Origin of the sequence: uncultured Anaerovibrio sp., assembly GCF_947302755.1 — a bacterium.
Classification (GTDB): domain Bacteria; phylum Bacillota; class Negativicutes; order Selenomonadales; family Selenomonadaceae; genus Anaerovibrio.
On sequence record NZ_CAMYWM010000030.1, the window covers coordinates 1 to 23,356 of the forward strand.

21 protein-coding genes are annotated in these 23,356 nt (G+C 46.3%); all 21 read right to left on the bottom strand.

All coding sequences use genetic code 11. From position 1 onward, the window contains the following. On the bottom strand, positions 1-2,153 hold a 2,153-nt coding region (locus Q0Y54_RS04720), incomplete at its 3' end, for a filamentous hemagglutinin N-terminal domain-containing protein (protein WP_297964810.1). 244 nt (positions 2,154-2,397) lie between these two features. Then, positions 2,398-3,642 (bottom strand): glycosyltransferase, encoded by a 1,245-nt coding sequence (locus tag Q0Y54_RS04725; protein ID WP_297964812.1) that lies wholly within the window; start codon positions 3,640-3,642, stop codon positions 2,398-2,400. 61 nt (positions 3,643-3,703) lie between these two features. Beyond that, a complete protein-coding gene (gene cobK / locus Q0Y54_RS04730; RefSeq protein WP_297964814.1) occupies positions 3,704-4,474 on the bottom strand; it encodes a precorrin-6A reductase in 771 nt (256 codons plus the stop codon). Beyond that, positions 4,471-5,211, bottom strand: coding sequence for a precorrin-3B C(17)-methyltransferase (cobJ, locus tag Q0Y54_RS04735; protein WP_297964816.1), 741 nt, complete (start codon positions 5,209-5,211; stop codon positions 4,471-4,473). Before cobJ ends, cobK begins: the two co-directional genes overlap by 4 nt. Beyond that, positions 5,199-6,269 carry a cobalt-precorrin 5A hydrolase gene (locus Q0Y54_RS04740; protein ID WP_297964818.1) on the bottom strand — a complete coding sequence of 357 codons (1,071 nt, stop codon included), beginning with the start codon at positions 6,267-6,269 and terminating at the stop codon, positions 5,199-5,201. The genes cobJ and Q0Y54_RS04740 overlap by 13 nt, the downstream gene beginning before the upstream one ends. Further along, on the bottom strand, positions 6,266-7,021 hold the full coding sequence (gene cobM / locus Q0Y54_RS04745) for a precorrin-4 C(11)-methyltransferase (RefSeq protein ID WP_297964849.1): 756 nt from the start codon (positions 7,019-7,021) through the stop codon (positions 6,266-6,268). The genes Q0Y54_RS04740 and cobM overlap by 4 nt, the downstream gene beginning before the upstream one ends. 9 nt (positions 7,022-7,030) lie before the next feature. Next, positions 7,031-7,609, bottom strand: a complete 579-nt coding sequence (gene cbiT, locus Q0Y54_RS04750) for a precorrin-6Y C5,15-methyltransferase (decarboxylating) subunit CbiT (protein ID WP_297964851.1) — start codon at positions 7,607-7,609, stop codon at positions 7,031-7,033. Beyond that, entirely contained in the window at positions 7,609-8,244 is a 636-nt protein-coding gene (gene cbiE / locus Q0Y54_RS04755) for a precorrin-6y C5,15-methyltransferase (decarboxylating) subunit CbiE (RefSeq protein WP_297964820.1), read from the bottom strand. Before cbiE ends, cbiT begins: the two co-directional genes overlap by 1 nt. Beyond that, entirely contained in the window at positions 8,229-9,329 is a 1,101-nt protein-coding gene (gene cbiD / locus Q0Y54_RS04760; RefSeq protein ID WP_297964822.1) for a cobalt-precorrin-5B (C(1))-methyltransferase CbiD, read from the bottom strand. Before cbiD ends, cbiE begins: the two co-directional genes overlap by 16 nt. Before the next feature lie 427 nt (positions 9,330-9,756). Further along, positions 9,757-11,022, bottom strand: a complete 1,266-nt coding sequence (locus tag Q0Y54_RS04765; RefSeq protein WP_297964824.1) for a hypothetical protein — start codon at positions 11,020-11,022, stop codon at positions 9,757-9,759. Continuing rightward, positions 11,019-11,549, bottom strand: a complete 531-nt coding sequence (locus Q0Y54_RS04770) for a hypothetical protein (protein WP_297964826.1) — start codon at positions 11,547-11,549, stop codon at positions 11,019-11,021. The genes Q0Y54_RS04765 and Q0Y54_RS04770 overlap by 4 nt, the downstream gene beginning before the upstream one ends. A gap of 193 nt (positions 11,550-11,742) precedes the next feature. Next, positions 11,743-12,435 (bottom strand): tetratricopeptide repeat protein, encoded by a 693-nt coding sequence (locus Q0Y54_RS04775; RefSeq protein ID WP_297964828.1) that lies wholly within the window; start codon positions 12,433-12,435, stop codon positions 11,743-11,745. Between the two features lie 76 nt (positions 12,436-12,511). Further along, positions 12,512-13,438 (bottom strand): LPP20 family lipoprotein, encoded by a 927-nt coding sequence (locus Q0Y54_RS04780; protein WP_297964830.1) that lies wholly within the window; start codon positions 13,436-13,438, stop codon positions 12,512-12,514. A 65-nt stretch (positions 13,439-13,503) separates the two neighbouring features. After that, complete coding sequence (locus tag Q0Y54_RS04785; RefSeq protein ID WP_297964832.1) at positions 13,504-14,370, bottom strand: hypothetical protein; 867 nt, start codon at positions 14,368-14,370, stop codon at positions 13,504-13,506. Between the two features lie 13 nt (positions 14,371-14,383). Beyond that, the gene (locus tag Q0Y54_RS04790; RefSeq protein WP_297964834.1) at positions 14,384-15,553 is read right to left on the bottom strand and encodes a hypothetical protein; all 1,170 of its coding nucleotides are present in this window, start codon (positions 15,551-15,553) and stop codon (positions 14,384-14,386) included. A gap of 10 nt (positions 15,554-15,563) precedes the next feature. Continuing rightward, complete coding sequence (locus Q0Y54_RS04795; RefSeq protein WP_297964836.1) at positions 15,564-16,718, bottom strand: hypothetical protein; 1,155 nt, start codon at positions 16,716-16,718, stop codon at positions 15,564-15,566. 21 nt (positions 16,719-16,739) lie between these two features. Continuing rightward, positions 16,740-17,594, bottom strand: a complete 855-nt coding sequence (locus Q0Y54_RS04800) for a hypothetical protein (RefSeq protein ID WP_297964839.1) — start codon at positions 17,592-17,594, stop codon at positions 16,740-16,742. 512 nt (positions 17,595-18,106) lie between these two features. Next, positions 18,107-18,376, bottom strand: coding sequence for a DUF4160 domain-containing protein (locus tag Q0Y54_RS04805; protein ID WP_297964841.1), 270 nt, complete (start codon positions 18,374-18,376; stop codon positions 18,107-18,109). Next, on the bottom strand, positions 18,360-18,653 hold the full coding sequence (locus Q0Y54_RS04810; RefSeq protein ID WP_297964843.1) for a hypothetical protein: 294 nt from the start codon (positions 18,651-18,653) through the stop codon (positions 18,360-18,362). The genes Q0Y54_RS04805 and Q0Y54_RS04810 overlap by 17 nt, the downstream gene beginning before the upstream one ends. An 86-nt stretch (positions 18,654-18,739) precedes the next feature. Further along, complete coding sequence (gene ftsY, locus Q0Y54_RS04815) at positions 18,740-19,654, bottom strand: signal recognition particle-docking protein FtsY (protein ID WP_297964845.1); 915 nt, start codon at positions 19,652-19,654, stop codon at positions 18,740-18,742. A 16-nt stretch (positions 19,655-19,670) separates the two neighbouring features. Then, positions 19,671-23,231 (bottom strand): chromosome segregation protein SMC, encoded by a 3,561-nt coding sequence (gene smc / locus Q0Y54_RS04820; protein ID WP_297964847.1) that lies wholly within the window; start codon positions 23,229-23,231, stop codon positions 19,671-19,673. Positions 23,232-23,356: the final 125 nt, after the last annotated feature.

Below are 23,356 nucleotides of genomic sequence, written 5' to 3' on the forward strand. Positions count from 1 at the left end.
TGGCCGCCACCTTGCTCTTCACCGCCGCCTTGCTCTTGGCCGCCGCCTTGCTCTTGGCCGCCGCCTTGCTCTTCACCGCCGCCTTGCTCTGGATCTTGCTTTGGCGGAGCAGTAATGGTCAACGTAGGATTAACCCGGTCAATGGCAAAACCAAACTGGTCAGAATAAAGCTTGGACTCGTAAGTGGTATCCGTTTCTTCTGAACCGACGCCCTTATTGTTTACCTCACCCAATAAATGATTTGTGGTGCTATCTCCCTGCACATTATAAAGCACATGCTCATTACCATCATATTCTACTGTAGCATCCGTCGGCATATAGAGCTTGGACAGGAAGGTGGACAAAAGCGGCAGTCTGCCAGTATAACCAGTGTACCAATTCTCATTATCGGAAAAGGCATCGTTAATGTCCGCTACTTGGGCATTTTCGTGGACTGTTCCCATATTATCCCAATATGAGGTGATGGCTGTTCCATTAACCTTGCTGCTGCCATAGGTCCATGGCTTGGTAGCACCTGGACCTGGGGAAATCAGACAGGCTGTTAAGGCATCTACATCCCCTATATTGTAGCCATACTCTATGCTGCTGCCAACATCGTAGGAACCAACCAAACCACCAGCTGAACCATAGGTGTTATCACCTTGAACTTTACCACTATTAAATACACTACTCAACTTAATGTTTTCATTAATATGTCCAGCCAAACCACCGGCCGTATCGCCACTAACATCACCCAGATTGTAGCTGCGCCTGATAAAGTGAGTAGTACCATCAATGCCGCCAGCAGCGCCGACCAAGCCACCAGTATAAATTCCGCCGGATACCGTGCCTTCATTATGTACATTGTAAAGGTCAGTATCGGCAATAGCACCGGCTATACCACCAGTATATATAGTTGTTTCATTTTTTTTGGCATCAACAGATACCTCGCCATAATTAGCGGAATTTTTTATAAGTGTAGGAATTGGGGTCGTATCCTCAGTAGCATAGGCAGCACCCACAATACCGCCAACTTGGGCACTCAATATACCGTCATTATCCGTATTACTGTAGGTTACATTTGCCTTATTAACTACCCCGGAAATGGTAGAACCATAGGTAATATGGGCCAAAGCACCCAATGCCCCCGAAGTACCGGTGCCACTTACGGTACCAGCCAAATTCAGATTATAAACCTCTGCCACACCTATTTCAGCTCCGACGTTACCAAGATAAGAAAACAAACTTTTCCCATTTAAGGTTACCGTATGTCCGGCACCATCCAATACACCATGGAAATGAAAATAATTACTGCTGCCTGATATATTATATGATGGGTCAAGTGGTTCGTCAGTCGATGACCGTATCACATCCTCAGATAGCATATATTTTCCATCATTTTTTATATCACTTAAGCCATCTGCGTCGATTAGCTTGCAATAATTCAGGGTAGGACTCTCGTTGCCGGCAAATGTCAAGTTTGTTTTTTCAGTGACAGCCGTTGGCGATGTATCACCAGCATAGCCCACATTCACCGTCTGGGCATTAACTGTATACTTTCCACCTTTTCCCACAGCAATCTCATCAGTTGCAGGATCATCAATATAAGTATACGTCGACTTGGCAAAGGTTACCGTATCACCCTCCAGGGTGATACTCATGGTGCCTAAATCAGTCTTAGTACGATTCACGATATCCCCATATACAGATTCCGCTGCGGCATAGGACAGGGTCCCATCAGCATTAAAGCTGTTGAAATCCGCTTCACTCAGCTGACGGGTGGAGGCATAGAGGCTGCCCACATTAATCTGAGCCCCTTCCCCGAACAGAATACCGTTTGGATTTACGAGAAATACCTTGCCGCCACCCGACATGGTACCATAGATTTCCGACATATTATTACCAGCCACATAATTTAAGTAATTATTGGTATTAGTAAAATTTACGGTTTCCCCCGTAGCAATATTAAAGCTGTCCCAGGCAATAACGTTATTGGCGGCCGAACCGGTAATATCCATATTTACGCCATCCACGGCGACTGTAGCTGTATTACTGATTCCCCCCTGCGGCAATGCCATGGCCATAGGCAAAAATGCCCCCAGACTGGCGGCCATAATACCGGCCTGTATAGCCCGCACCAAGGTCTTTGACCTGCCTATACCCTTCCTGCTCATACTTACCATCCTTTCAAAATTAATCCTATGGTATGAATAAAAAATCCCCCAGCTAGTCTTTATCCAATGACAACAGGCGGCCAAACTCCCACAGCCATAATGGAAGTCACCCCACCGATATCAAGAAAACACTATCCTAACCTAATTTTATACCTATTCCACATATCTATGCAAGCATATCTTTGACCATTTGACAACATATTGCATGGCAGTGGACATATATGCCCCAGCTATTCATTTTATGCTACAGGCTCCATAACAGTTTTCGTTCATTTAATACCATGTCACTGGTCTGCTCCGGCATGAGAAGCCGCCCATCGGCAAAATCCTGATACTCCCGCAATCCGGCTCCTTCCATCAATGCCTTGACCTCCGGATAATTGGACCAAAAAACCAAATAATAATATTCCTGCACCGGATAATCCAGCGCCAGCTTCCGGCCGGGAGCCAGCAGGACAAATTTCTCCTCCTGCCCCAGGGCAAAATCCTTCCTCAGCCGGGGCTCATCCACCGCCAGGCCCATCAATACCCGCTTTTTCCCCCGACTATTATTATTAATCTGCCGGATGGCCGCCAACCGACGGGCGGCCTGGGTCATGGTATAGCCTGCGGACACCTGATAGGCACTATAAAGGGTATGGTCATCTACCCAGGGGGTTTTCCATAGGAACCTGAGAAACAGCTGATGATAGACCTCCGCCGGGTTAAGACCATAATTGCGGTCCACATAATGATAAATTCCCTTGTCCAAGTGATTATGGGCAAAGGCCTGGGCCCAGCTCACCCTTATATTGTAATTCCAGGGCAAATGATAAAATTCCTTGGCAAAAAAGGCAATCAAAATATCATTGTCATAGAAATCCCACTGCTTGTCATTATCCGCCAAAAACTGGAGGCCCCGCAGCAGAAGATTGCCCTGCTTCCTTATAATAGTCAAATCCAGCAGCAATACTCCGGCATTAAATATGGTCTGCATGGTGGCATAGCCCTTGGCGTACAGAAAGGAGTTGCTTTCACTGATTTCATTGGTTTTGCCAAAATGCTCCAGCACCGACCAGTCCGGCACCGCCCCCAGGCCTGTGGCCCCGGTTTTGGCCTGCCATAATTCCTCAATATCCATGTTTATAATCGTGTCGGCATCGAGAAAAATAACCCGTTCCACCAGCTCCGGCAGCACCTCTCCCAGAGCCAGCCGGTACATATTGACTTCGGTATACCGTCTGGAGTCCCAGCCCGCCGGTAAAATATCCCGTCCCTTGGCCAGGGTATCGGCCATTAGCTGGGGCACATCATAAAAAATGATTTCCTGATGATAAGCCTGGGCCAGCCTCCCAAACCGTTCCCGATTTTCCTCGGATATGGTGCCATCATGCAATATATGTACCGTCACCGGACAGCAGGTATTCTCCAAAATTGAACAAATGGAGGCCCCGGCAAATTTGCTGTAATTTCCCTGCTTATCCGAAAGTGCATAACAAATATGAATCATCCAACGCCCCCTCTCCTCGCCTATGCATCATTTCACATTCCTTATATCATATATCGAAATTTCAGCCCTTGGCTATAATCGCCTCAATAAATGCCAGCACTCCGGCAAAGCTGTCCGTCATATTGGTGTACGCCACCTGGGGACGGTCAATAACCACCAAGGGAAGGCCCAGCTCCTTTACCGCCGCAAACTTGGTATCGGCCCCACCAAGGGAGCCGCTGTTTTTGGTCACCACAACCTCCGCATTATATTTCAGGAACAGCTCCCGGTTCAGCTCCTTGGAAAAGGGGCCCTGCATGGCAACAATCCGATCCGGGGTAAAGCCCAGCTCCCGGGCCTCCCTGACCACCTGCGCCTCCGGCAGAATGCGGCACACCACCTCACAGCCCTTGAGGGCCTGGGCCCGGGCAAAGATGGGCAGACTGCGGCTGCCGGTAGTCAAAAATACATGCCGCCCCAGCTCTCCGGCCCTTTGGGCCGCCGCTTCCACACTATCCACATAATAGGCCTTATCGTAGTCCAGCCGGCTCATGGTCCGCTCATATCTGATATACGGAACACCACATTGTTCACAGGCCTTCATGGCATTGGTGGAAATATTGGCCGCATAAGGATGGCTGGCATCCACAAAGCATTTCACGTTATGCTGGGTAAAATACTCCACGAAGCCAGCCTCATCCATCGCTTTATTATTAACCTTTATTCCGCTGTAGCACCTCAGCAGCTCCTCACCGTACTCACTGACCACCGAGGCCGTAACCTCATAGCCCTGTCCCAAAATCAGACCGGCCAGCTCCCGTCCATCCTGGGTACCTGCCGCTACGAAAATCATACCTTATATCCCCTTGGAGTTACCATATAGCCGTCCTTTACATAGGTGTGGCTATTGCCAATGATTACAATGGAGAACATGCCAATTTCCTCCTGGGTGAAATGGGCCAAATCGGAAATGACACAATTTTCCTGGTCGCGGCTGGCACTGGTTACAATCCCCACCGGTGTTTTTGGGTCACGGCATTTCAGGAGGATTTCCTGAATGGTGTCAATATAATCTGGACGGGCCTTGCTCTTTGGATTATACAGGGCAATAACAAAATCCCCCTCACCGGCCAGCCTTGCCCGCTTTTGGATAAGCTCCCAGGGGGTCATCCAATCACTGAGGCTGATAACGGCGAAATCGTGCATCAAGGGTGCCCCCAAAATAGAGGCTGCCGCATTCACCGCCGATACACCGGCCACCGTGCCGCCGTACTCGGGGCGGCTGTCCTGCGGATATTGCAGAACCAGCTCCAATACCAGGCCGGCCATGCCGTATACTCCCGCATCGCCACTGGACACCACAATGGTATTCTTGCCTGAAGCAGCGGACTCCACTGCCATTTTACAGCGATCCACCTCCTGCATCATGCCGGTGCCAATTATTTCCTTGCCCTCCAGCATTGGCTTAATCAAATCTATGTAGGTAGTATAGCCGGCCACCACCTCAGCGGCCTCAATGGCCCTTCTGGCCCTTGGGGTCATGTCCTCCATACTGCCAGGACCAATACCTATTACCGTTATTTTTCCCATACTAACGCCACCGTCACTTTCTCATACTTTGTTTTAATCAGTGCCTCAATTCCGTGATTAACACAGCAAAAGGCTGCCGCCTCCGCCACATTGCCTACACCAATCGTTTTGCGCACAAATTCCGATTCCGCCAAATTATAATAGTCAATTTGTTCCTTCAGCTTACTGTTGTCCCAAAAGGTAATCCGTTTATTTAATTCACTGGCCATATCCAGCAGCCCCTGCTCATCTGCCTTGAAGGTGGTGCTGGCCAGTTCATCTATGCGGTCAATGCTCCAGCCAATGCGGCTGCAGGAGGCCTCCAATGCCCCCCGTATCAGGTCCACGCCCGTGCCCCGCCGACAGCCGATACCGGCCACCAGCCGCCTTGGCCTCAGATACAGCACCCACTCATTAACGGGAAATTCCTGAGCCGAGATAATCACCTGATAGGTACCCCTTTCCACCGCCCTTTGGGAAATTTCATCACTGGTACACACCTGCACCAGCACGCCGTTATCCTCCAGCTTTTTCCGGTATTCATCGAAGCAGGGTATATTTTCATCTAAAATGTATTCCAGCTTGGCCTCATTTAAAAGGGCATTATTCAGATGCAGTATATTTTTCTTGGGATAAGGCACCAAGCCCATCCGGGAGGCCAGCAGATCAGGGGCCAGCTTGTTGTTCACGTCCGTTGCCGTGGTAATAACCGGATTGCTGTCCAAAATATCGGCCAAGGTCAGGGTCAGCTCATTGGCCCCTCCCACATGGCCGGACAACAGGCTAATTACATTTCGGGCCTCCTCGTCCATAACCACTACCGCCGGATCCGTCATTTTACTCTGTAAAAGCGGCGCAATGGAGCGCACCACTATCCCGGTGGCCATGATGAACACCAGGGCCCTGTATCGGTTGAATTCATTCCTTACGGCCTCGGCCAAACGGCTGTAGGAGGTAACGCCCTCCGACGGCCCCAGCCCTTCATGGGCATAAATATCCACCTGGCCCTTCAGCTGGTCCTTGATTCGTACGGCTGTCTTCAGCCCTTTTTCTGATGATGTAAAGATGGCATATCTCATAGGCTGGCTTCCCTAAAGCCGTGACTGAACTCAGGGGCATACAGCCGTGAAAGCTCATAGTCACTGCCCAATACATGACTGACAACAATCATGGAGGTACGGTCTACCCCCTTGCCCTCAATTTCCTGGCAAATGGTCTCCAGGGTACCCCGGAAAATCCGCTGCTCCGGCCAGCTGGCCCGCTGGACAATGGCAATAGGCGTAGTGGGCTCATAGCCGCCGGCAATCAGCTCCTTTACCACATCCCCCAGCATGGAAATGCTCAGGAAAATACACATAGTGGCCTTGTGGGCCGCCAAGGAACGAAGCTTTTCCCGGTCCGGCACTGGAGTGCGCCCTTCGTTGCGGGTAATTATTACCGTCTGGGTAACCCCCGGCAGGGTGTATTCCTGCTTCAAAGCTGCCGCCGTAGCCAAAAAGCTGCTTACTCCCGGAACCACCTGATAATCGATGCCCTTCTTATTAAGGGCATCCATCTGCTCCTGAATAGCGCCATAAATAGCCGGGTCACCGGTATGGAGGCGCACCACCTTTTTGTCTGCCGCCACAGCTTTTTCAATGACCTCCAGTACCTCCGGCAGGGACATGGAGGCAGAATTATGGATTTCACAGCCCTCCCTGGCATAGCCCAATAAAGCCTTGGGCACTAAAGACCCGGCATAAATAATTACATCGGCCTCCTCCAGCAGCCGCTTGCCCTTTACCGTAATCAGCTCAGGATCGCCAGGACCGGCTCCCACAATATTTACCATTGCCATAAATTATTTCCCCTCTTTCACACAAGTAACAATATAAATCGGATTATTGGCCTTGGCCATGTCATAGGCCCCCACCTGTTCAAGCTGATTTACCTGAACCTGAATGGCCTCATAACGGTAATCCTCCCGGTTGCGCATATATTCCAGGCACTGGGCTATGGTCTGTACCGTAATACAGTTGATAACAATTTTACCTCCCGGCACCAGCTTTTGGTGGATGGTATCCAATATAACCGGCAAATTGCTGCCGCTGCCGCCGATAATCGCCACATCCAGCTCCGGCAGCTCCTCCATACCATCCGGGGCATAGGCCTCAATGATCCTTATATTTTTCACACCAAATTTTTCTGCATTTTTTTTGATGAGCTCTATCCCCTCAGGCTTACGCTCAATGGCATATACCATGCCATTTTCGGCCTGACGAGCCGCCTCGATAGATATAGAGCCGGTACCGGCCCCCACATCACAGACCACACTATCCGGTCCTATCCCGGCCTTCACAATGGTCAGTATACGGATTTCCTGCTTGGTCATGGGTACCTTGCCGCGGATAAATTCATCATCGGGAATGCCCAACGATATCATTTTGCCTTCACCACCAATACACAATTTAAGTACACAGTCTCCAGCTTCGCCGCTTCACCAATGGTGGTAATAATAATCTTTTCATCGGGATAGGAAAGCCGGTTGCAGATTGCCACCATAGTTCCCCCGGGCCAGCCCATTTTTTTCAGCAAAGCCGGAATCGTCTTAGAATTATTATTTTTATCCGTCAGAAAGCCCAATAGCTTTCCCGGAGAATAGACCATCTTCTCCTTGGGAGCACTGCGGCCGTGCATGCTTAGAAGCTCGGCCTCCTGCCATGGCATACCCAGCTTGGCAAAGGCCACCTGTATGGAGCTGAGTCCCGGTATAACCTTCAGGGGCGTATCCTCAAAATTGCGCCGTACTGCCTCCAGCATAGAATAGTACCCCGGGTCGCCGGACACCATTACCACCACATCCTGGGTCTGCAGCTCCCGCCGGATAAAATCCATCACCGCAGGCATATTGGCCCGAACAACACATTGCTTCTGTCCCTTGGCCTTGCCGTACTGCTCCATGGCCCGGCTGCCTCCCACCAGCACCTTGGCCTCTTCAATGGTCTTGAGGGCGGCCGGTATCATATACTCCACACTTCCGGGGCCAATGCCCACAATAATTATTTTATGTTCCATCCAAAATCTTCACCCATCCTTCTTGCCGCGTCATCCATGCCCAAGAGCTTCCCCTTGAGGGTAACCATTACCGTACCAATCTCCATTTTCTCAAATACATAGCGACGGGCCCTGACACTGGCCCGGGCCGCAATGGTATTATATACGTCCTCCAGCTTATACCGTTCAATAACCGGCAGTGCTTCCTCCGTGGTAACTGCTGCCAAAATTTCCCGGACCCCCTCCGGCGGCATTCCAGCCGCTGCGCTATAGGCCGCCATGGCTTCCATCCGGCCGTCCCCCATACGATTGTGGGTATGAAACACGCCGGCCGCCACCTTGGCCATTTTCCCGATATGCCCAAACAGCAACACCCTCTCCAAACCGCAGTCTGCTGCAGCCTCCAGCATATGGCCAATAAAATTGCTGGTCTGAACCATGGCTGCGGAGGGCAGTCCCCATGAGGTGGCTACCCTTTCCCCAATTTTTCCCGGAACGAAAATCTGGGTTTTATAGCCGGCGGCCATGGCCACGCTAATCTGGGGTACCAGGGAAGCCTTGAAGGCCTCCTCGGACATGGGCCGCAGTACTCCCGTAGTGCCAATGATGGAAATTCCCCCCAGGACCCCCAGCACCGGGTTCAGGGTTTTCTTGGCCAGCTCCTCCCCTGCCGGTACATCCACCTGTACCCTGCAGCCGGGGATCTGACCAAAGACCTCCTGCAGGCTCTGCCTTATGAGGGCTCTCGGCCCGGGATTTATGGCAGGCTCCCCCGGCGGAACAGCCAATCCGGGCTTGGTAACCCTGCCAACCCCCTGTCCGGCCACCAGCTGCAGGCCCGTCAATGACTTGTCCATGGTCAAGGTGGTCAATATGGAGGTCCCGTTAGTAATATCCGGATCATCCCCGGAATACTTCACGATTTCCACCTGCACGCCATCCCCCACCGGTTCAATGCTTTTTACCGGAATATGCAATTTAGTCCCATCCAGGGCGGTAATTTCCACAAAATCACTGCTGCTCCCCTGCATATACAGGGCCGCCACCTTGACTCCCGCCGCCACACAGGCCCCGGTAGTATATCCGCCTCTAAGCTCCTTCGGCATGTTAGCCTCCTAATTAATTACAATAACTATAGGTTATATTATAACGCATAACACCGCCCGGCACAAAGAAAAAGGACTGCTTTGACAGTCCTGAATGAAAAAATTATATTGAGTATCATTAAGTTTCATGACTATCAAATTATTATAGATAATAGAGATAAAAAGTTAATACATAGAGCCACGTTTTTAAAAAACTGTGAATAGTAACACGGAAAATATTCCTGTAACAAAAAAAAGACCGCTTTCGCAGTCCTGAAAGAATAAATATATTTTATGCCGTAGCATAATTCAAAACCTGTCAAGCCCGTCAGTAGATAATATACTGACGGGCTTTATTGTGCTTTGAAAATGCCTCTGAGGGAGTTGGTGTGAGCTCATAGCTAATTTTATGGTGTTCTATTTGCATAACCGCCTGCTCCATCCCATATTACCGCTTTTTCATCTTCCGGTGCAATGTTGGAATAATTGCCCCACTTTTCCTGGTAACAGCCAACCTTTTTGTCTCCTCCAACTGTTCAATATTTATTATTTTGTTATGTACCCCGGCATTCCTAATCTCGATAAATTTATCAAGATTATGAACAAAATCCTTTCCTAAAATACCGACATTTGTCTTAACATAGGAATTATACATTGTCCGCAGCATCATTTTATCTACTATTTTTCCCTTCCCCGTGAGTTCAGTAGTAGTAGAAGTCAGTACACCATCCTTTATCATTTGTTTAAGAATGAGCTCGATGGCCTTTGAATATTCCGCAACCACAGAGCTAAAATCACTTCCACCGGATTTAGTATATAAATCGTACTGTAATTCCGCATTGGCAATTACTTCTACGATATCATCATTATTGAAAAGTGGATAATCCTCCCTGGTCTTTTTAAGATGGATGTCATAGTGCTGTGGCATTTGATTTATCATCAAATCATGGGCTTCTTCTATGATAGCATCATTTTCAGGTATTGCACTATTTTCAATGGCTTTAAATTTATTTTCCAGTTCTTGGATTACCTTTTGAGCATTTTCCAGTTCATTTCTCAATTCCAGCTCCCTCTTGAATTGAGAAGTTGCCTCATCCACCATGCGTTTAGATTCACTTTCCAGTTTGTTAACTGTAGCGAAATGTTCATTTCGTAGCTGTTCCAAGGCTGTTTCACTACTCTTTTTGTCATTACGCAGCTTTTGCAGCTGTTGATCGTATAACCTTTTTTGCTCTGCTATTCTTTTATCGCATGATTTCTCCAATTCACGTTTTACATTATTAACGCGTTCTTCCAATTCTTGTTGGCTAAGCTGATTACGGTATTGAGCATGAATTTGAGCAATATGTCTCTTGGCGTCTTCTTCAATATCATGGCTCATATCCTCTATAATCCTGTTAATATTTTCCTTTTCTCCGGCAATCATCAAAGAAAAACCAAAGCGAATAAAAAGTGAAATTCCTATACTCATTATAGGAAAACCGTACTCAGATGGAACCATATATCCTAATACACAAAATGCTATGCCAACAACTATGGTCCAATAATCAGCAGAATTATCCGCCTTGGAATAGTATTCCCTGCATAAATATAATAAGCCACCGTTTCCAATAATAAAAAAAGCAATTTTTTGATATCCTGGAAACAGGTAAATTAACGAACAGGTTATCAAGGAAACAACCATATACTTGATTTCAAATTGCATTGGTGTCATTTGCTAAATACTCTCCATGCCTTAATTTCAAGGTTCCCCTTATATTCATCAATTTCACCAGTGATATAGATCAGTCTATTGCTATTCATACTATCCTCCAATAATTCCTTGCGGCCGCTATTATCTGTATTAGTTTTGTTGAACAATACACCTTTTAATTTCGCACCAGATGAAGGATCAACCACATCAAAGAATACTGTTTCCTTAGGCTGGGCTACATTTTTTACCAAGCATTTTATGGTAACAGTCTGACCTATCAAGCTCTTATTTATGTCACTGACATTAAGCTCATCACTGTTATTGTTCTGCTGATTGGGACTTTGTGTATTAGAATTAGTATTTGTACCATTATTGACATTATTAGGTGATGATTTCTGACCTGCGTGGGTACCATCAGAGGTAACATGTCCTGTTGATGGTAATTCAACCTGGTTATTTGCTGTATTATTTGTCGTAACATAGTTATAACATCCAAAGCCTGCTACAAATACCACAATCAAAACAATCCATAATCCTAATCCCTTCATTATTCATTCCTCATTTCTTTTTGTAATGTATATAGTGAAATGTTGTCTTATAAACAGATAAGTAATATTTTTTTCGATGTTTGTCAAGGTAATTATCAGCAAATCGATTTTTTTGCATATATATATAATACAAAAACAATGTCATTGCCCACAGGCTCAGAAGGATATAACGAACTACTATCAGTAAAATATATTAGTCAATGCGGCGTTCCAATTCCCGTTTACGTTGTTTCTCTTCTTCTCGGCGTAAGCAGTCATTTGCGTCTTCTTTTTTTGCCAACACAATATCATGCTGAGGATATAAAACCAAAACCCTATTATAATAATCAATTGCCTCTTTATAGTTTCCCAGATAATACTCAATATCGCCTCTACCAACTATGGCATTTATATAATTTGGTTCGATGGCAAGGGCTTTATTAAACATCCTCATAGCATCCTCAATAGGACGGTGATAGGGACCGCTGTAAAAGCCATTGTTTAAAGCATCATCTATATAATTTAGGCCACGCAAATAGTAAAAAGTAGGATTATTCGGTTCCAACATCAATGCGCTCTTATAGTCTTCATTTGCCTTAGAATACTCTTTCATTTTACTATAGGCATAAGCACGTAGCAAATATGACTCTGAATCATTTTTGTCAATAGCTATTACCTTATCAATAACGGAAATTCCCAAAGGTAAATCCTCCCCGGTAACAATTAGTTGATAAGCACGATTTTTCTGCTCCTTAGTATTATAATTTACTGAAGCCTCATGCAGGTAATAAAAATCCTGGTGAGGTTGTCGCAAAGAAGATATATCTAAAACCGCTTCGGCAGATGCGCCCCAAGATATGATTGATAGTATAGCAAAGGCTGCTATATATTTACCAAACGCTTTCATAAGACGTCACTCCTTTTATAAAACAGATAGGGCATGGCTCCCCACACCCTATCAAACAAATTGGTCTATTATGTATTTAATCTCTCAGAAGCACAACACTGGTTCTGTCCAAGAAATGAGATGTGCTGTTTTCAATAAGTACACGGTTGGCATCTGATGTGGCAATGACCGGATTACAGCTATTCCCATCAAGGGCTATTGCCTTAACCATCAATGGATTGGTTCCAGCACGACTTACATTATTGACATCTTTAGTATAAGCGGCCATACCATATTGGATAATCGTTGCAGAATCAATATTTTTACGTCCATAAATTGTATCACCCATATCATTTTTAACCAGCGGTGTCATTACCGGCTGAAGGCCAAGGCCACGACAATCGACAATTAGTCCGGTATAACCGCCGTTGGCTTGTACAGGTGATGTGGTAGGTGCAGCAGGCTGATTTGGAATGGTTGGAGTAGTCGTCACTGTAGGAATATTTACAGTGACATTAGTACTTACAGAGGTAGTTGGAGCTGGTGATGTCTGAACAGCAGCAACAGGCTGTGGGAAAGCCTCTTTTTTAATGGTAGGTTCAATTACAGCACTGGCCAAAGAACTGCTTACACCATACATTGGCACAACCATAGTAACCTCATATCCGCCACCAGGAGTCATCTGCTCGCTGGTAACCCGTGCTCCTTTTATGGTAGCTTCTACCCTAGTTCGTGTAGCATCACTTAAAACCATCATATTTTCCACTGTAGTTTCTGACGTAACGCTTACTCCTTTGATAATTTCAGCCATTTGACGATAACCGTCCACCACAGCTGCCCGACGGGCCAGCATCCTCGCCTGCTCACTATTAACAGCATTTGGAGGAGCTATTCCCATACCTATTACCACAATATTTCCTTGATCCCAATTTACATCACCCATTGCCGCAAAGGAAGTAGAGCTGGTAGCCATGAGAAATAATGCGGTTACCACAGCTAAATAATATTTTATTAAGTGTTTCATATCTTTTCCCCCATTAAAATAATTATAAATTAAACACCAGACGGATTAATGTCATTAAATTAAAACTATTTCATATTTTGCCAATAAGATAAAGTTTTGTCCGCTAAAGCTGTTGCCGAATTAATGGCCGATTTATGGACTACCACCATACCTGCCTCTTTGGGATCAGGCCACTTAATTTGATAAGTGTCAGCAAAGGTAGCAATTTCCTTTTGACGAAGCATATCCAAAGAACGTATATTCACATTCCCTCCTACCAAAAGGCCAGCACCATCTTGGGATATGGGTGTAACCTCGATCTCGCCGATGATAGCAACAGTAATCTCTGGAAAGTCCTGCTTAATCTTATCTTCCAGTGAATGACTAAATGTTGCAAAGTCATCGTCCTTATAACTCTTAAACTCCTGAAACAGTTCATCTTCCCAGCCAACTATCTTAAAGCCTAGTTGTTCAAAGCTATCCTTATAGGCATTGTATACAGTACGTCCACCAGCCAGCTCCTCTGCAGTACTTATACCCCGTAAACGTATCAAAAAACAGGCTTCGGAATCTTGTTCCCGTTCTTGTACTTTACTAATACTGGAATTAAGTGCTTCCTGCAGGCTTCCAGACTTTACCAAAACACTACTGATTATGTAAACTTTTCCACCATCTTCCTTTTTCTCCATTACATTCAGCTCGCCTGTGAACTCTTTTTCTCTCCGAACCATCTGCTGGAACAGGCTGTTCGGATCTTTATTTGGTGTTAACATTTTGGTAAGTACCCGTCCAACAGCTTTTTGCCTCGCATCAACCTCAGCTTTTGCCTCCTCTCCTATCCTTGCTTCACCGCAAACGACCACTTTAACATCGGCCGGAGCAGCATCGCAGCCACAATACGTACCAAAACAGACAGAAACAGCCACTACCACAGCGAAAAATAATCTATTCATCCCTTATCACCTTTCAAAATGTGAAATATAATTTACGTGCTCCCATGGCATTCTCGTTTTCATTTCCTTCTTGGAGTCCCATACCCACATTTTGCAAAATAGCATTTTTTAACTCCTCTACCGTACTATAAGAGGAAGATTCCAAATAGGCACGAAATGATCCATCTCTGGCGTAAGATGAACGTATTATTCGACACCCGGCTGCATTAAGGCCCTGACGAATTTGTTCGCCCTGAGTACTGCGATTGGTAATCCCATAAAAAATGGTCGTCATTTTTAAATTTTTCACACCACCCTGAAATTCTGCCTGTACTGTCTTTAGTGCTTTTTGCGAAAGTGCTTCCACGGCTTTTTGGGTCGCCATATTTTCAGCCTTCTGTATTGCCTCCCTTTCCGTAGGTGCTACAGCAGTAAACAGATCCACATAGCTATTAGCTGTGGAGGTTTCAAAACCGATGAGTTCAAAAGACGCTTTTACCATTGCTTTGGCATATTTTCCTTCCCTACTTACTGACATAGTGGAAAGAGTACCCCGCAACAAGGCATTTGCTCCCTCCTGGGTATTACGGGACAAACGACGAATTTCTGCACTAACTGCCACACTATCAAGGTCAGGGTGGCTATCCATATAGGCACTAACCTCGTCATTTATCTCCACGCGAAATCCCGCATCCTCCAATTTGCTTTGTACATAGCGCATTAAATCAGCTGTAGACTTTGCACCACCATTTTCGTTACGTCCGGTAACAGCTACTTGTATTCCTGAGCGGCTTGTATTTTGACTATCTATAGCCTCAAGGCGTCCCTTTAAATCTGATATAGCCGTATCAATCTTTTGCGAGTCAGCCGTTAAATCCAGTTTAACGACATAAATGCCACCGACAGCCTCTCCACTGACAATTTGATTAATCTGAACATAGCCATCAGAACGGGTAATAATTCGATCACTAACCACCATATTCATGGCCACTTCGCTGGTACTCTGTACGTGAATACCCACCTGTCGCTCAACGAATGTTCGCATAGCGTCACGCATAGCAGCTTCGCGGGCCTTGCCAATATCACCATTCTCTATTACTGCCTGTCCCTCAACAAGCTCTGCATAACAAAGTGGATTGGCCAACAACAAGACAATTCCTGTCATAAGGGCTGCTGTTAAAGCGTAAACTTTTGTCATCATCATCCTGCCCCTATTATTCCATTTTGGCCAGTTTATTTGCCATTTCCTTAGGGAGCTCCGTCATAAGCTCCATATAGGTATCTTCTTCAGGTATATCAAATTGTGAGGAGCTGCCAACACCAGGGAAATTTCTGGTAGTGTAGGTATCAAGTGTCACGGGTGCCTTACCGTCCATATTTCCCTTCAACCATACCTTATAAATTACATCTCTTCTTGCAAAGGATTCGTCCTTTCGCTTCACTTCCTCGGATGCAACTCCACTAAAATCCAGTTTTATTTTATGGCGCGGCTCAGGAAAAGTAACCTCAATGGTATCAGAAGGACTATGCCATGTAAAAGCACGAAGTCCATCCCCCACAATTCTTGCATAGCTTTCAGAAATCATAGGAGGGTACATGAGACAGCCCGTCTTTTTTTGAAACGCTGATGTAAAGAAGTTTCCAATAACTGCCTTTACTGCTCCTGCTTGTTCGCCAAATACCTCATTAGCACCTTGGGAAGACATATCCACACTTGTCACCTGATATGTAATAGGATCAACCTGCTTCTTCTCAATATCCCTTAAAAGCTTTTCTACCTTTTTGAAATCAAGCTGTTTTTGGATTATGTTATGATTGAGCTCAATAAACCAATCTATCTCCTGCTGATAAGGAATAGCCTCGGTAATAGGCGAATCAACGGTGCCTTTTACGGACGCCCCCTCCATCGGTACACTGGCAATGATGCGCCAGCCCTGTGTATCAGGGTCCGCGACACATATAGCCATATGAATAGCACTGGCGACTATGGCTTTATAATAATACTGTTCACCAACCTTAAAATGAGATTCAAAGGATTCATCCAAAAGCACTAAAGGAATCAAACCAATAACCACCTCATCGAAAAAATTCTCCCTAGTGTTGCTGGGTAAGTTTGAAACAGTTTTTAATTCAAATGGAAGTTTATTTGCTGCCTCCAGAGCCTTCAATTTGCTAGTTATATCAGCAGCAATAGCCTCCCGAACACCCGCACGTTCTAAAAGCTTATCATGGCTATCTCCCATGTAATATACATTGCCAGCCCAATAAACTACTGGCTTTTCCTTAGCTGCATATCCTAAATTTATGTGAACCGAGGAAAAAATAATCCCCATAAGAATTAGCACTGTTATTATTTTTTTTAATATCATTCTTTGACAAGCCTCCTTGTTTTATCTTGCTTCCATAGTTTTAACCTGTTTTTCGATGTCTTTTTTGCTTGGCTCTTTTATATTAAAGTGCTTACGAGCTTTTTTAGTAGCGTCCCCCAAATTTTTATTTTTTTCGCTTATATCTTTACACAATAACTCCACATCCTTGGCCAAGGCCGAAAGCTCTTCTAATTGTCCCTTTACATTGTCAATCTCGCCTTCCGCATCCTGGACATTGTTAATTTTTTTAATATTTTTCAAGCCCTTAAGGGATTCCCCCAATATCAAAGAAGCATCCCTTGCGGCCAATCCTTGATATACCATGGACGTGATTCTGGCATTGCTGGCGTATTCTAGATGCTGCTTTCCCTCTTCCACCTTCTGTTTGTCTTGCGTCTGCATCAAATTTTTGCAACCTTCTTCCACTTCTTTAGTACGAAGTGGTGTTGCAGCCGATTGATATACATACTCCATATCACCAGGGGTATTTCCCAAAGCAATGGCTAAGTTTGCATATACACCATATGGGTTGTCAACTGTAGCCTCTTCCGTCTGGAACGCAGCAATCATAAGATATTCAGCTGCGCGAGACATGTGGAGCCTCATATCATTTTTTCTATCATTCAATCCATCTACATTAATTTCCAAGGCCTTGTTAATCTGATCATGTATAGATTCACTGGCACTATTTTTTAAATCCTCCACTGCTTGATCACTGCTGCCACCAAAAAGGCCATCAAAAATGCCTGCTTCTGCTCTCGTCATCGCAAAGTGCGGAATAAACGTATCAGAAAGAGTTATTCCTCCTGTAAGCCCCACAGCAAACATAGTTGCAACAATTGTACGAAAAATTTTCTTAACAACACATTTTTCCATAAAGCGTTCCTCCAAAACATAAATAATTTTTGAATTCTCAGTTTAGACATGAACGTGCCTAATTGAGATTTTTACAACATACCTATATATTCGGGCACAAAAAAAGCCGCAAAAAAGAAAAAGACATTAATCTCCCTTTTTACGGTTAATAATTAGAAATATTAAATTAGTAAAAACGTCTCTTAAAGTGTCCCCCCCGGGTGGACATTTTTAAACACAAAAAATACACTATCAATATTTCGTAAAACACTACCCATGGTCCTATCCTCTCTTCCATCCCCGAATATTTGTTAAACAATTATTATTTTACATGTCTTTCCTCTTATTTTCAAGTGTTTAAAGAATATTCATTGTGAAAACCATATGTAGCTGTCAAACAAATCCTGCTCACTAAGGTCGTATAATTTATAGCAACGAGTTTAAAACAAGGACGAGGATACTCAGCGTCCAAGCTCCAAATTATATCACAAAAACTAAACATTTTCTTGACATACTCGAAACGACGATATCGTTTATCTTTTCACGCTTCCGCTTCCGTTACGTAAAACCCATTCAGCAATTATTCTATTTTTATTTGAGGATACATATCTTAAAATTCTCTTAAGGTCCCGTTCAGGTATTTTAGACTTATTGTGCGCAATTTCAGCACCATCTTGAGTAATCCAAATTTTGGTAGCACCTTTTTGAGGCTTTCCCTTACTAACATGAACGTGGATTGGCTCACCTGCCTCATACCAAAAATAAATAAGATAACCTAGAAAGGACTCAAGCGCTTGCGGCATTTCGCTCGGCCTCCTGTTCTCTGGCTAATTCCCAAATAAGGGCCTCATTATGCAGGAGATAATCGTCTATTTCAAACAAATCCTGCTCACTAAAATCGTATGATTTGTAGCAACGATGTTCCGGAAGGCGAAATTCGGCAAAGCTTTCAGCATTTGCTAATTTTTCTACCCTAATAGAAACATGTTCCCCGCCATCTCTGTCTTCATATAACTTTTCTATAACAATTGAAAGGTCATTTTTATTATTACCAAACTTATACAGCTCAGAATAAATCATGGCATCGCCCCCTACTATTTGCATTATATCATAAAACAAGTCCTATCAGTAAAAGGGTAGATCCAAAGAAAATCCACGACATAGCCTTATTTCTCAAACAAAGCCTTTGCGAAGTCCTCGGCCACGAATGGGCGGAGGTCATCTACACCTTCACCGACACCAATCCATTTTACTGGCATGGAGAGCTCAGCCTTGATGCCGATTACCACGCCGCCCTTGGCGGTGCCGTCCAGCTTGGTGAGAACCACGCCGGAAATCGGGGCGGCCTCGGTAAAGAGCTTGGCCTGGCTAATGGCGTTCTGGCCAGTGGTGGCATCCAGCACCAGCAGGGTTTCATGGGGAGCCTCCGGGATTTCCCGCTGAATTACCCGATTGATTTTCTTCAGCTCCTCCATGAGATTGGACTTGGTCTGAAGGCGTCCGGCAGTATCAATCAGAAGGATATCCACATTACGGGCCACAGCCGCCTTTACAGCATCAAAGGCCACAGCAGCCGGGTCGGAATTTTCCTCATGGCGGATAACCTTGGCATTGGTGCGCTCACCCCAGATTTCCAGCTGATCAATAGCCGCTGCCCGGAAGGTATCAGCGGCGGCCAGCATAACGGTCTTGCCCTGTTCCCGGTAATAATTGCTCAGCTTGCCAATGGTAGTGGTCTTTCCCACGCCATTTACACCGATTACCAAAATAACCGTAGGCCCTGACTGGGCAATTTTGGTGGTATCTGAATCCTTAGTCAGCAGCTCAGAAATCTTTTTTGCCAAAAAGGGCTTCAAGTCCTCAGGGGAATTAATTTCCTTCTTCTTGATGCCCTTCCGCACGGCCGCCATCAGATTGTCGGTGGTATTGACCCCCACATCGGCCATAATAAGGATTTCCTCCAGCTCATCCAGCAGATCATCATCAATATCCGCATAGCCGATAACCAGCTTTTCAATTTTTTCAGTAATAGTTTCCCGGGTCTTGGTCAGGCCCTTTTTTAATTTATCAAAAAATCCCATTGTAAACCTCCAAAAATCAATTATCTATCATGGATTCGGCTTCCTTCAGCTTCACTGAAAGAAGCTTTGATACCCCGGCATCCTCCACGGTAACTCCGTACATGGCATCCGCCGCTTCCATGGTTCCCTTACGATGGGTCACCACGATAAACTGGGTATTATCGGAATATTCCTCCAAAAAGCTGCCAAAGCGGCCGATATTGGCTTCATCCAGCGGTGCATCCACCTCGTCAAGAAGGGAGAATGGGGCCGGTCGGTACCGCAGGAAGGAAAACAGCAGGGCTACCACCGTCAGAGCCCGTTCGCCACCTGACAAAACTGCCAGATTTTGCTGCTTTTTATCGGGTATCTGCACCACAATATCCACGCCGGAGTCCAGTACATTATCGCGGTCCATCAAAACAATTTTAGCCTCACCGCCTCCAAACAGCCGGACAAAGATATCCTTGAAAAACAGGTTAATGCTGTTAAAGGCCTCCTTAAACTGCTTGGTCATGGTGGCATCCATTTCGCCGATGAGCTTCAGCAAATCCCCCTTGGCCGCAATAAGGTCATCAGCATTGCCGGACAGGAAGCCATGACGCTCCAGAAGCTCCTTGTATTCTGTGGGCGCATTGGGATTAACCGTCCCCAGACCGTTTATTTCGCGGTTCAGACGTTTCAGCTCCCCCTTCAGGACCGCCGGTTCCATTTCCGGCACCAGCTCCGCCGCCCGCTCCGGCACTATGCCGTATTCCGACAGCATCCGCCCCTGAAGCTGCTCCAGGTCGTAGTCCGTATGGGAAGCATTGAGCTCCAGCCTGTGCAGCTCATCCTGAATACCATTAAGCCGCTGCTGGGCCTCCCTGGTTTCCTTTTCGTTTTTCTGGCTTTCCACCAGCTTGTTCATCCGCCGCTCATGAACATCCTCGTATTCACCCTTTGCCGCAGCATATTCATCCTGTAAATGCTGGGATTTGGTAAGGAGCAGACCTATCTCATTTTGACTTTCCGCCAATTCACCATCCAGCCGGCGAATTTCCTGCTGATTTTGGGCCATGGCTTCATCATTGCGGGCCACCTCCCGCTGACGCAGAAGGGTCTTTTCCTTCAACCTGAGAATACTCTGCTCCAGCAGGGTTTTGTCATGCTCCAGCTTATTGGTAAATTCCGACAGCTCCTCGGCCTCCTGGTCCATATCATCGTATCCCTCAATAGCCTCCTGAAGCCGTTGCCGCAGCAGGGCATTGCTTTGTTCAATTTCCTCTGTGGCCTGTTTAAGCTCAGAAACCCGATTTATAGCGGAGTCATACAATACCTGGGCATTGTCCAGCCTATTGGACAAGGAGCTGCATTCCAGCTCAGCTCCCTCCAGCTTGTCCCTTATGGCCGCCTGTCTCAGCTGCTGCTCCTGTTCCTGCATTTCCAGGGAATGAAGCTCCTCCCTGAGGGACCCCAGCTGGGCTGTATTAGCCTCTATGTTTTGTTTCAGGGCATGCCCCCTGCTCTGCGTCTCATCAAAGAGTCCTTTATCCACGGCCAGCCTATCCTTTAGCTGCTTTATTTCATCCTGTCGGTTTAAAAAGCTGCTTTCCCGGTGCTGATGACTGCCACCAGTCATGGCACCTCCCGGACTGAGCAATTCCCCCTCCAGAGTTACAATGCGCAACCGCTGACCCAGCTGCCGGTTCAGGGCTACCCCATTGTCCATGGTATCAACCACCAGCGTCCGCCCCAGCAGAAATTCCATCACCCGACGGTATTCCTCCTGGGTGGTAATGATTTCATGGGCCCAGCCGATTACTCCCCTGGCGTCATGGGGCAAAGTCTCCCGATTGCCCCGGGGCGTTATAGAGGATAATGGCAAAAAGGTAACCCGTCCCAATCGGTCACGCTTCAAAAATTCAATGGCCGCCTTGGCCGTATCCGTGTCTCTGGTAACGATATTTTGCAGACTGCCTCCCAGGGCTGTTTCGATAGCCGTAACGTATTTACCGGGCACCTCCATCAGCTCGGCCACAGTACCGCAAATATTGGTCCGCCAGTGGGCCTGGCTCTTCAGTACCGCCTTGACCGCCCTGCCAAAGCCTTCGTAGGAATTTTGCAGATTTTCCATAATCTGCAGCCGGCTGGCGTTCTTCTGCAAACTGCTGTTCAGCTGATTTTGTTCCCTGGTAAGCTCCTCAAGCCGTTGGCTATCGGCCTTAAGCTGTTGTTCAATATTCTGAGCTGCCCTGTCCTTATCTGACCTGGCTGCGGCAGTTGACTGGATAGCCAAGGCAATTTTGGCCTGCTCCTGGCCAAGAGCGGATATTTCCTGCTTCAGCTCAGCCAAATGACGCTGCTGGTCACCCCGATTTTCGGTATCATTGGCCAAATCCCGCTCCATTACCAGCAGTTCATTATTCTTATCATTAAACTGCTGTACACCAGCCTGTACCTGTTTTTCCAGCTCAGCCCGTTCCGACCGTTTTTTCTGCAGGCCCTCCCGCAGGGTTTTGGCCTTTTCCCGGCATTGTTGAATTTTAGCGGTAGCTTCCGACAAAGCGGTGCTGGAGTCCTCACCACTTTTGGAATAGGCCTCAATATCCTGCCGGGCTTCATCAACAGCGGCCTTCAATTCCTTTAGCTGCTGACTTAACAGCTGACGGGAGCTTTTTCCCTGACGGCGGCGTTCCTCCAATACCTTTATCTCGCTTTCCGCCGCTTCCCATTGACTGTGGAGCTCGTTGCGCTTTTGGGCTATAAGCTCCTGCTCCTTTTCCAGCTCCAATACCTGCTTATCAAACTGCTCCTTACGGGCCTCCGACAGCTGCAGGGCCGTCCTGGCAGCAATTTCCTGATCCTTCTTGGAGGTAATGGCGGCGGTGTGCTTGGCCTTCTTCTTATTTAAATCCAAATAATCAAGGTAAATACCGGCCAGGTTGAATTTCCTCAGCTCCTCCTGTAGGCTATTGTATTTTTCCGTCTTTTCCGCGCTGAGCTTTAATGGTTCCAGCTGGTTTTCAATCTCGCCAATAATATCCTGGACCCGCAGAAGGTTGGCCTCGGTGTCCTCCAGCTTCCGCATGGATTCCCGCTTGCGGTTTCTGTACTTGGTAATACCTGCCGCTTCCTCAAAAAACAGGCGTCTTTCCTCCGGCCGGGCATTCAGCACCTCATCCACCTTGTTCTGACTGATAATCCCCATGCTGTCATGACCAATACCGGTATCGGCAAACAAATTGGTTATATCCTTCAGTCGGCAGCGGGCCTTATTGATGTAAAATTCACTGTCACCATTTCTGAACAATCTTCTGGTTATAGTTACCTCCTGAAAGTCCACTGGCAGAGCCCCATCATTGTCAAATACCAATGAAACCTCAGCTGCCCCCATGGCCCGGCGGGCGGCGCTGCCGTTAAAGATAATATCCTCTGCCTTGGTCCCCCGGATATTGCGGACATTCTGTTCCCCCAGCACCCATTTTATGGCATCGGAAATATTGCTTTTACCACTGCCATTAGGTCCTACTATAGCGGTTATTCCCTTGTCAAAATCCACTTCTATCTTATCAGCGAAGGACTTAAAGCCATACGCCTCCAGCCGTTTTAACTGCAAATAAAACACCAGCCTGTTTTAAAATTTTCTAACACTTTATTTTAGCATAAATATGATATCATAGCCATTGTTACTATGAAATCTTAGCGAATCAAATCCGAAGGATGCAGATGAGCTTTAGATTT

Excerpts from the sequence above, each read along its gene's own strand:
- Q0Y54_RS04725 (WP_297964812.1), bottom strand. The coding sequence starts at position 3,642 with ATGATTCATATTTGTTATGCACTTTCGGATAAGCAGGGAAATTACAGC.
- cobK (WP_297964814.1), bottom strand. The coding sequence starts at position 4,474 with ATGATTTTCGTAGCGGCAGGTACCCAGGATGGACGGGAGCTGGCCGGT.
- cobJ (WP_297964816.1), bottom strand. The coding sequence starts at position 5,211 with ATGGGAAAAATAACGGTAATAGGTATTGGTCCTGGCAGTATGGAGGAC.
- Q0Y54_RS04740 (WP_297964818.1), bottom strand. The coding sequence starts at position 6,269 with ATGAGATATGCCATCTTTACATCATCAGAAAAAGGGCTGAAGACAGCC.
- cobM (WP_297964849.1), bottom strand. The coding sequence starts at position 7,021 with ATGGTAAATATTGTGGGAGCCGGTCCTGGCGATCCTGAGCTGATTACG.
- cbiE (WP_297964820.1), bottom strand. The coding sequence starts at position 8,244 with ATGGAACATAAAATAATTATTGTGGGCATTGGCCCCGGAAGTGTGGAG.
- cbiD (WP_297964822.1), bottom strand. The coding sequence starts at position 9,329 with ATGCCGAAGGAGCTTAGAGGCGGATATACTACCGGGGCCTGTGTGGCG.
- Q0Y54_RS04765 (WP_297964824.1), bottom strand. The coding sequence starts at position 11,022 with ATGACACCAATGCAATTTGAAATCAAGTATATGGTTGTTTCCTTGATA.
- Q0Y54_RS04770 (WP_297964826.1), bottom strand. The coding sequence starts at position 11,549 with ATGAAGGGATTAGGATTATGGATTGTTTTGATTGTGGTATTTGTAGCA.
- Q0Y54_RS04775 (WP_297964828.1), bottom strand. The coding sequence starts at position 12,435 with ATGAAAGCGTTTGGTAAATATATAGCAGCCTTTGCTATACTATCAATC.
- Q0Y54_RS04780 (WP_297964830.1), bottom strand. The coding sequence starts at position 13,438 with ATGAAACACTTAATAAAATATTATTTAGCTGTGGTAACCGCATTATTT.
- Q0Y54_RS04785 (WP_297964832.1), bottom strand. The coding sequence starts at position 14,370 with ATGAATAGATTATTTTTCGCTGTGGTAGTGGCTGTTTCTGTCTGTTTT.
- Q0Y54_RS04790 (WP_297964834.1), bottom strand. The coding sequence starts at position 15,553 with ATGATGATGACAAAAGTTTACGCTTTAACAGCAGCCCTTATGACAGGA.
- Q0Y54_RS04795 (WP_297964836.1), bottom strand. The coding sequence starts at position 16,718 with ATGATATTAAAAAAAATAATAACAGTGCTAATTCTTATGGGGATTATT.
- Q0Y54_RS04800 (WP_297964839.1), bottom strand. The coding sequence starts at position 17,594 with ATGGAAAAATGTGTTGTTAAGAAAATTTTTCGTACAATTGTTGCAACT.
- Q0Y54_RS04805 (WP_297964841.1), bottom strand. The coding sequence starts at position 18,376 with ATGCCGCAAGCGCTTGAGTCCTTTCTAGGTTATCTTATTTATTTTTGG.
- Q0Y54_RS04810 (WP_297964843.1), bottom strand. The coding sequence starts at position 18,653 with ATGATTTATTCTGAGCTGTATAAGTTTGGTAATAATAAAAATGACCTT.
- ftsY (WP_297964845.1), bottom strand. The coding sequence starts at position 19,654 with ATGGGATTTTTTGATAAATTAAAAAAGGGCCTGACCAAGACCCGGGAA.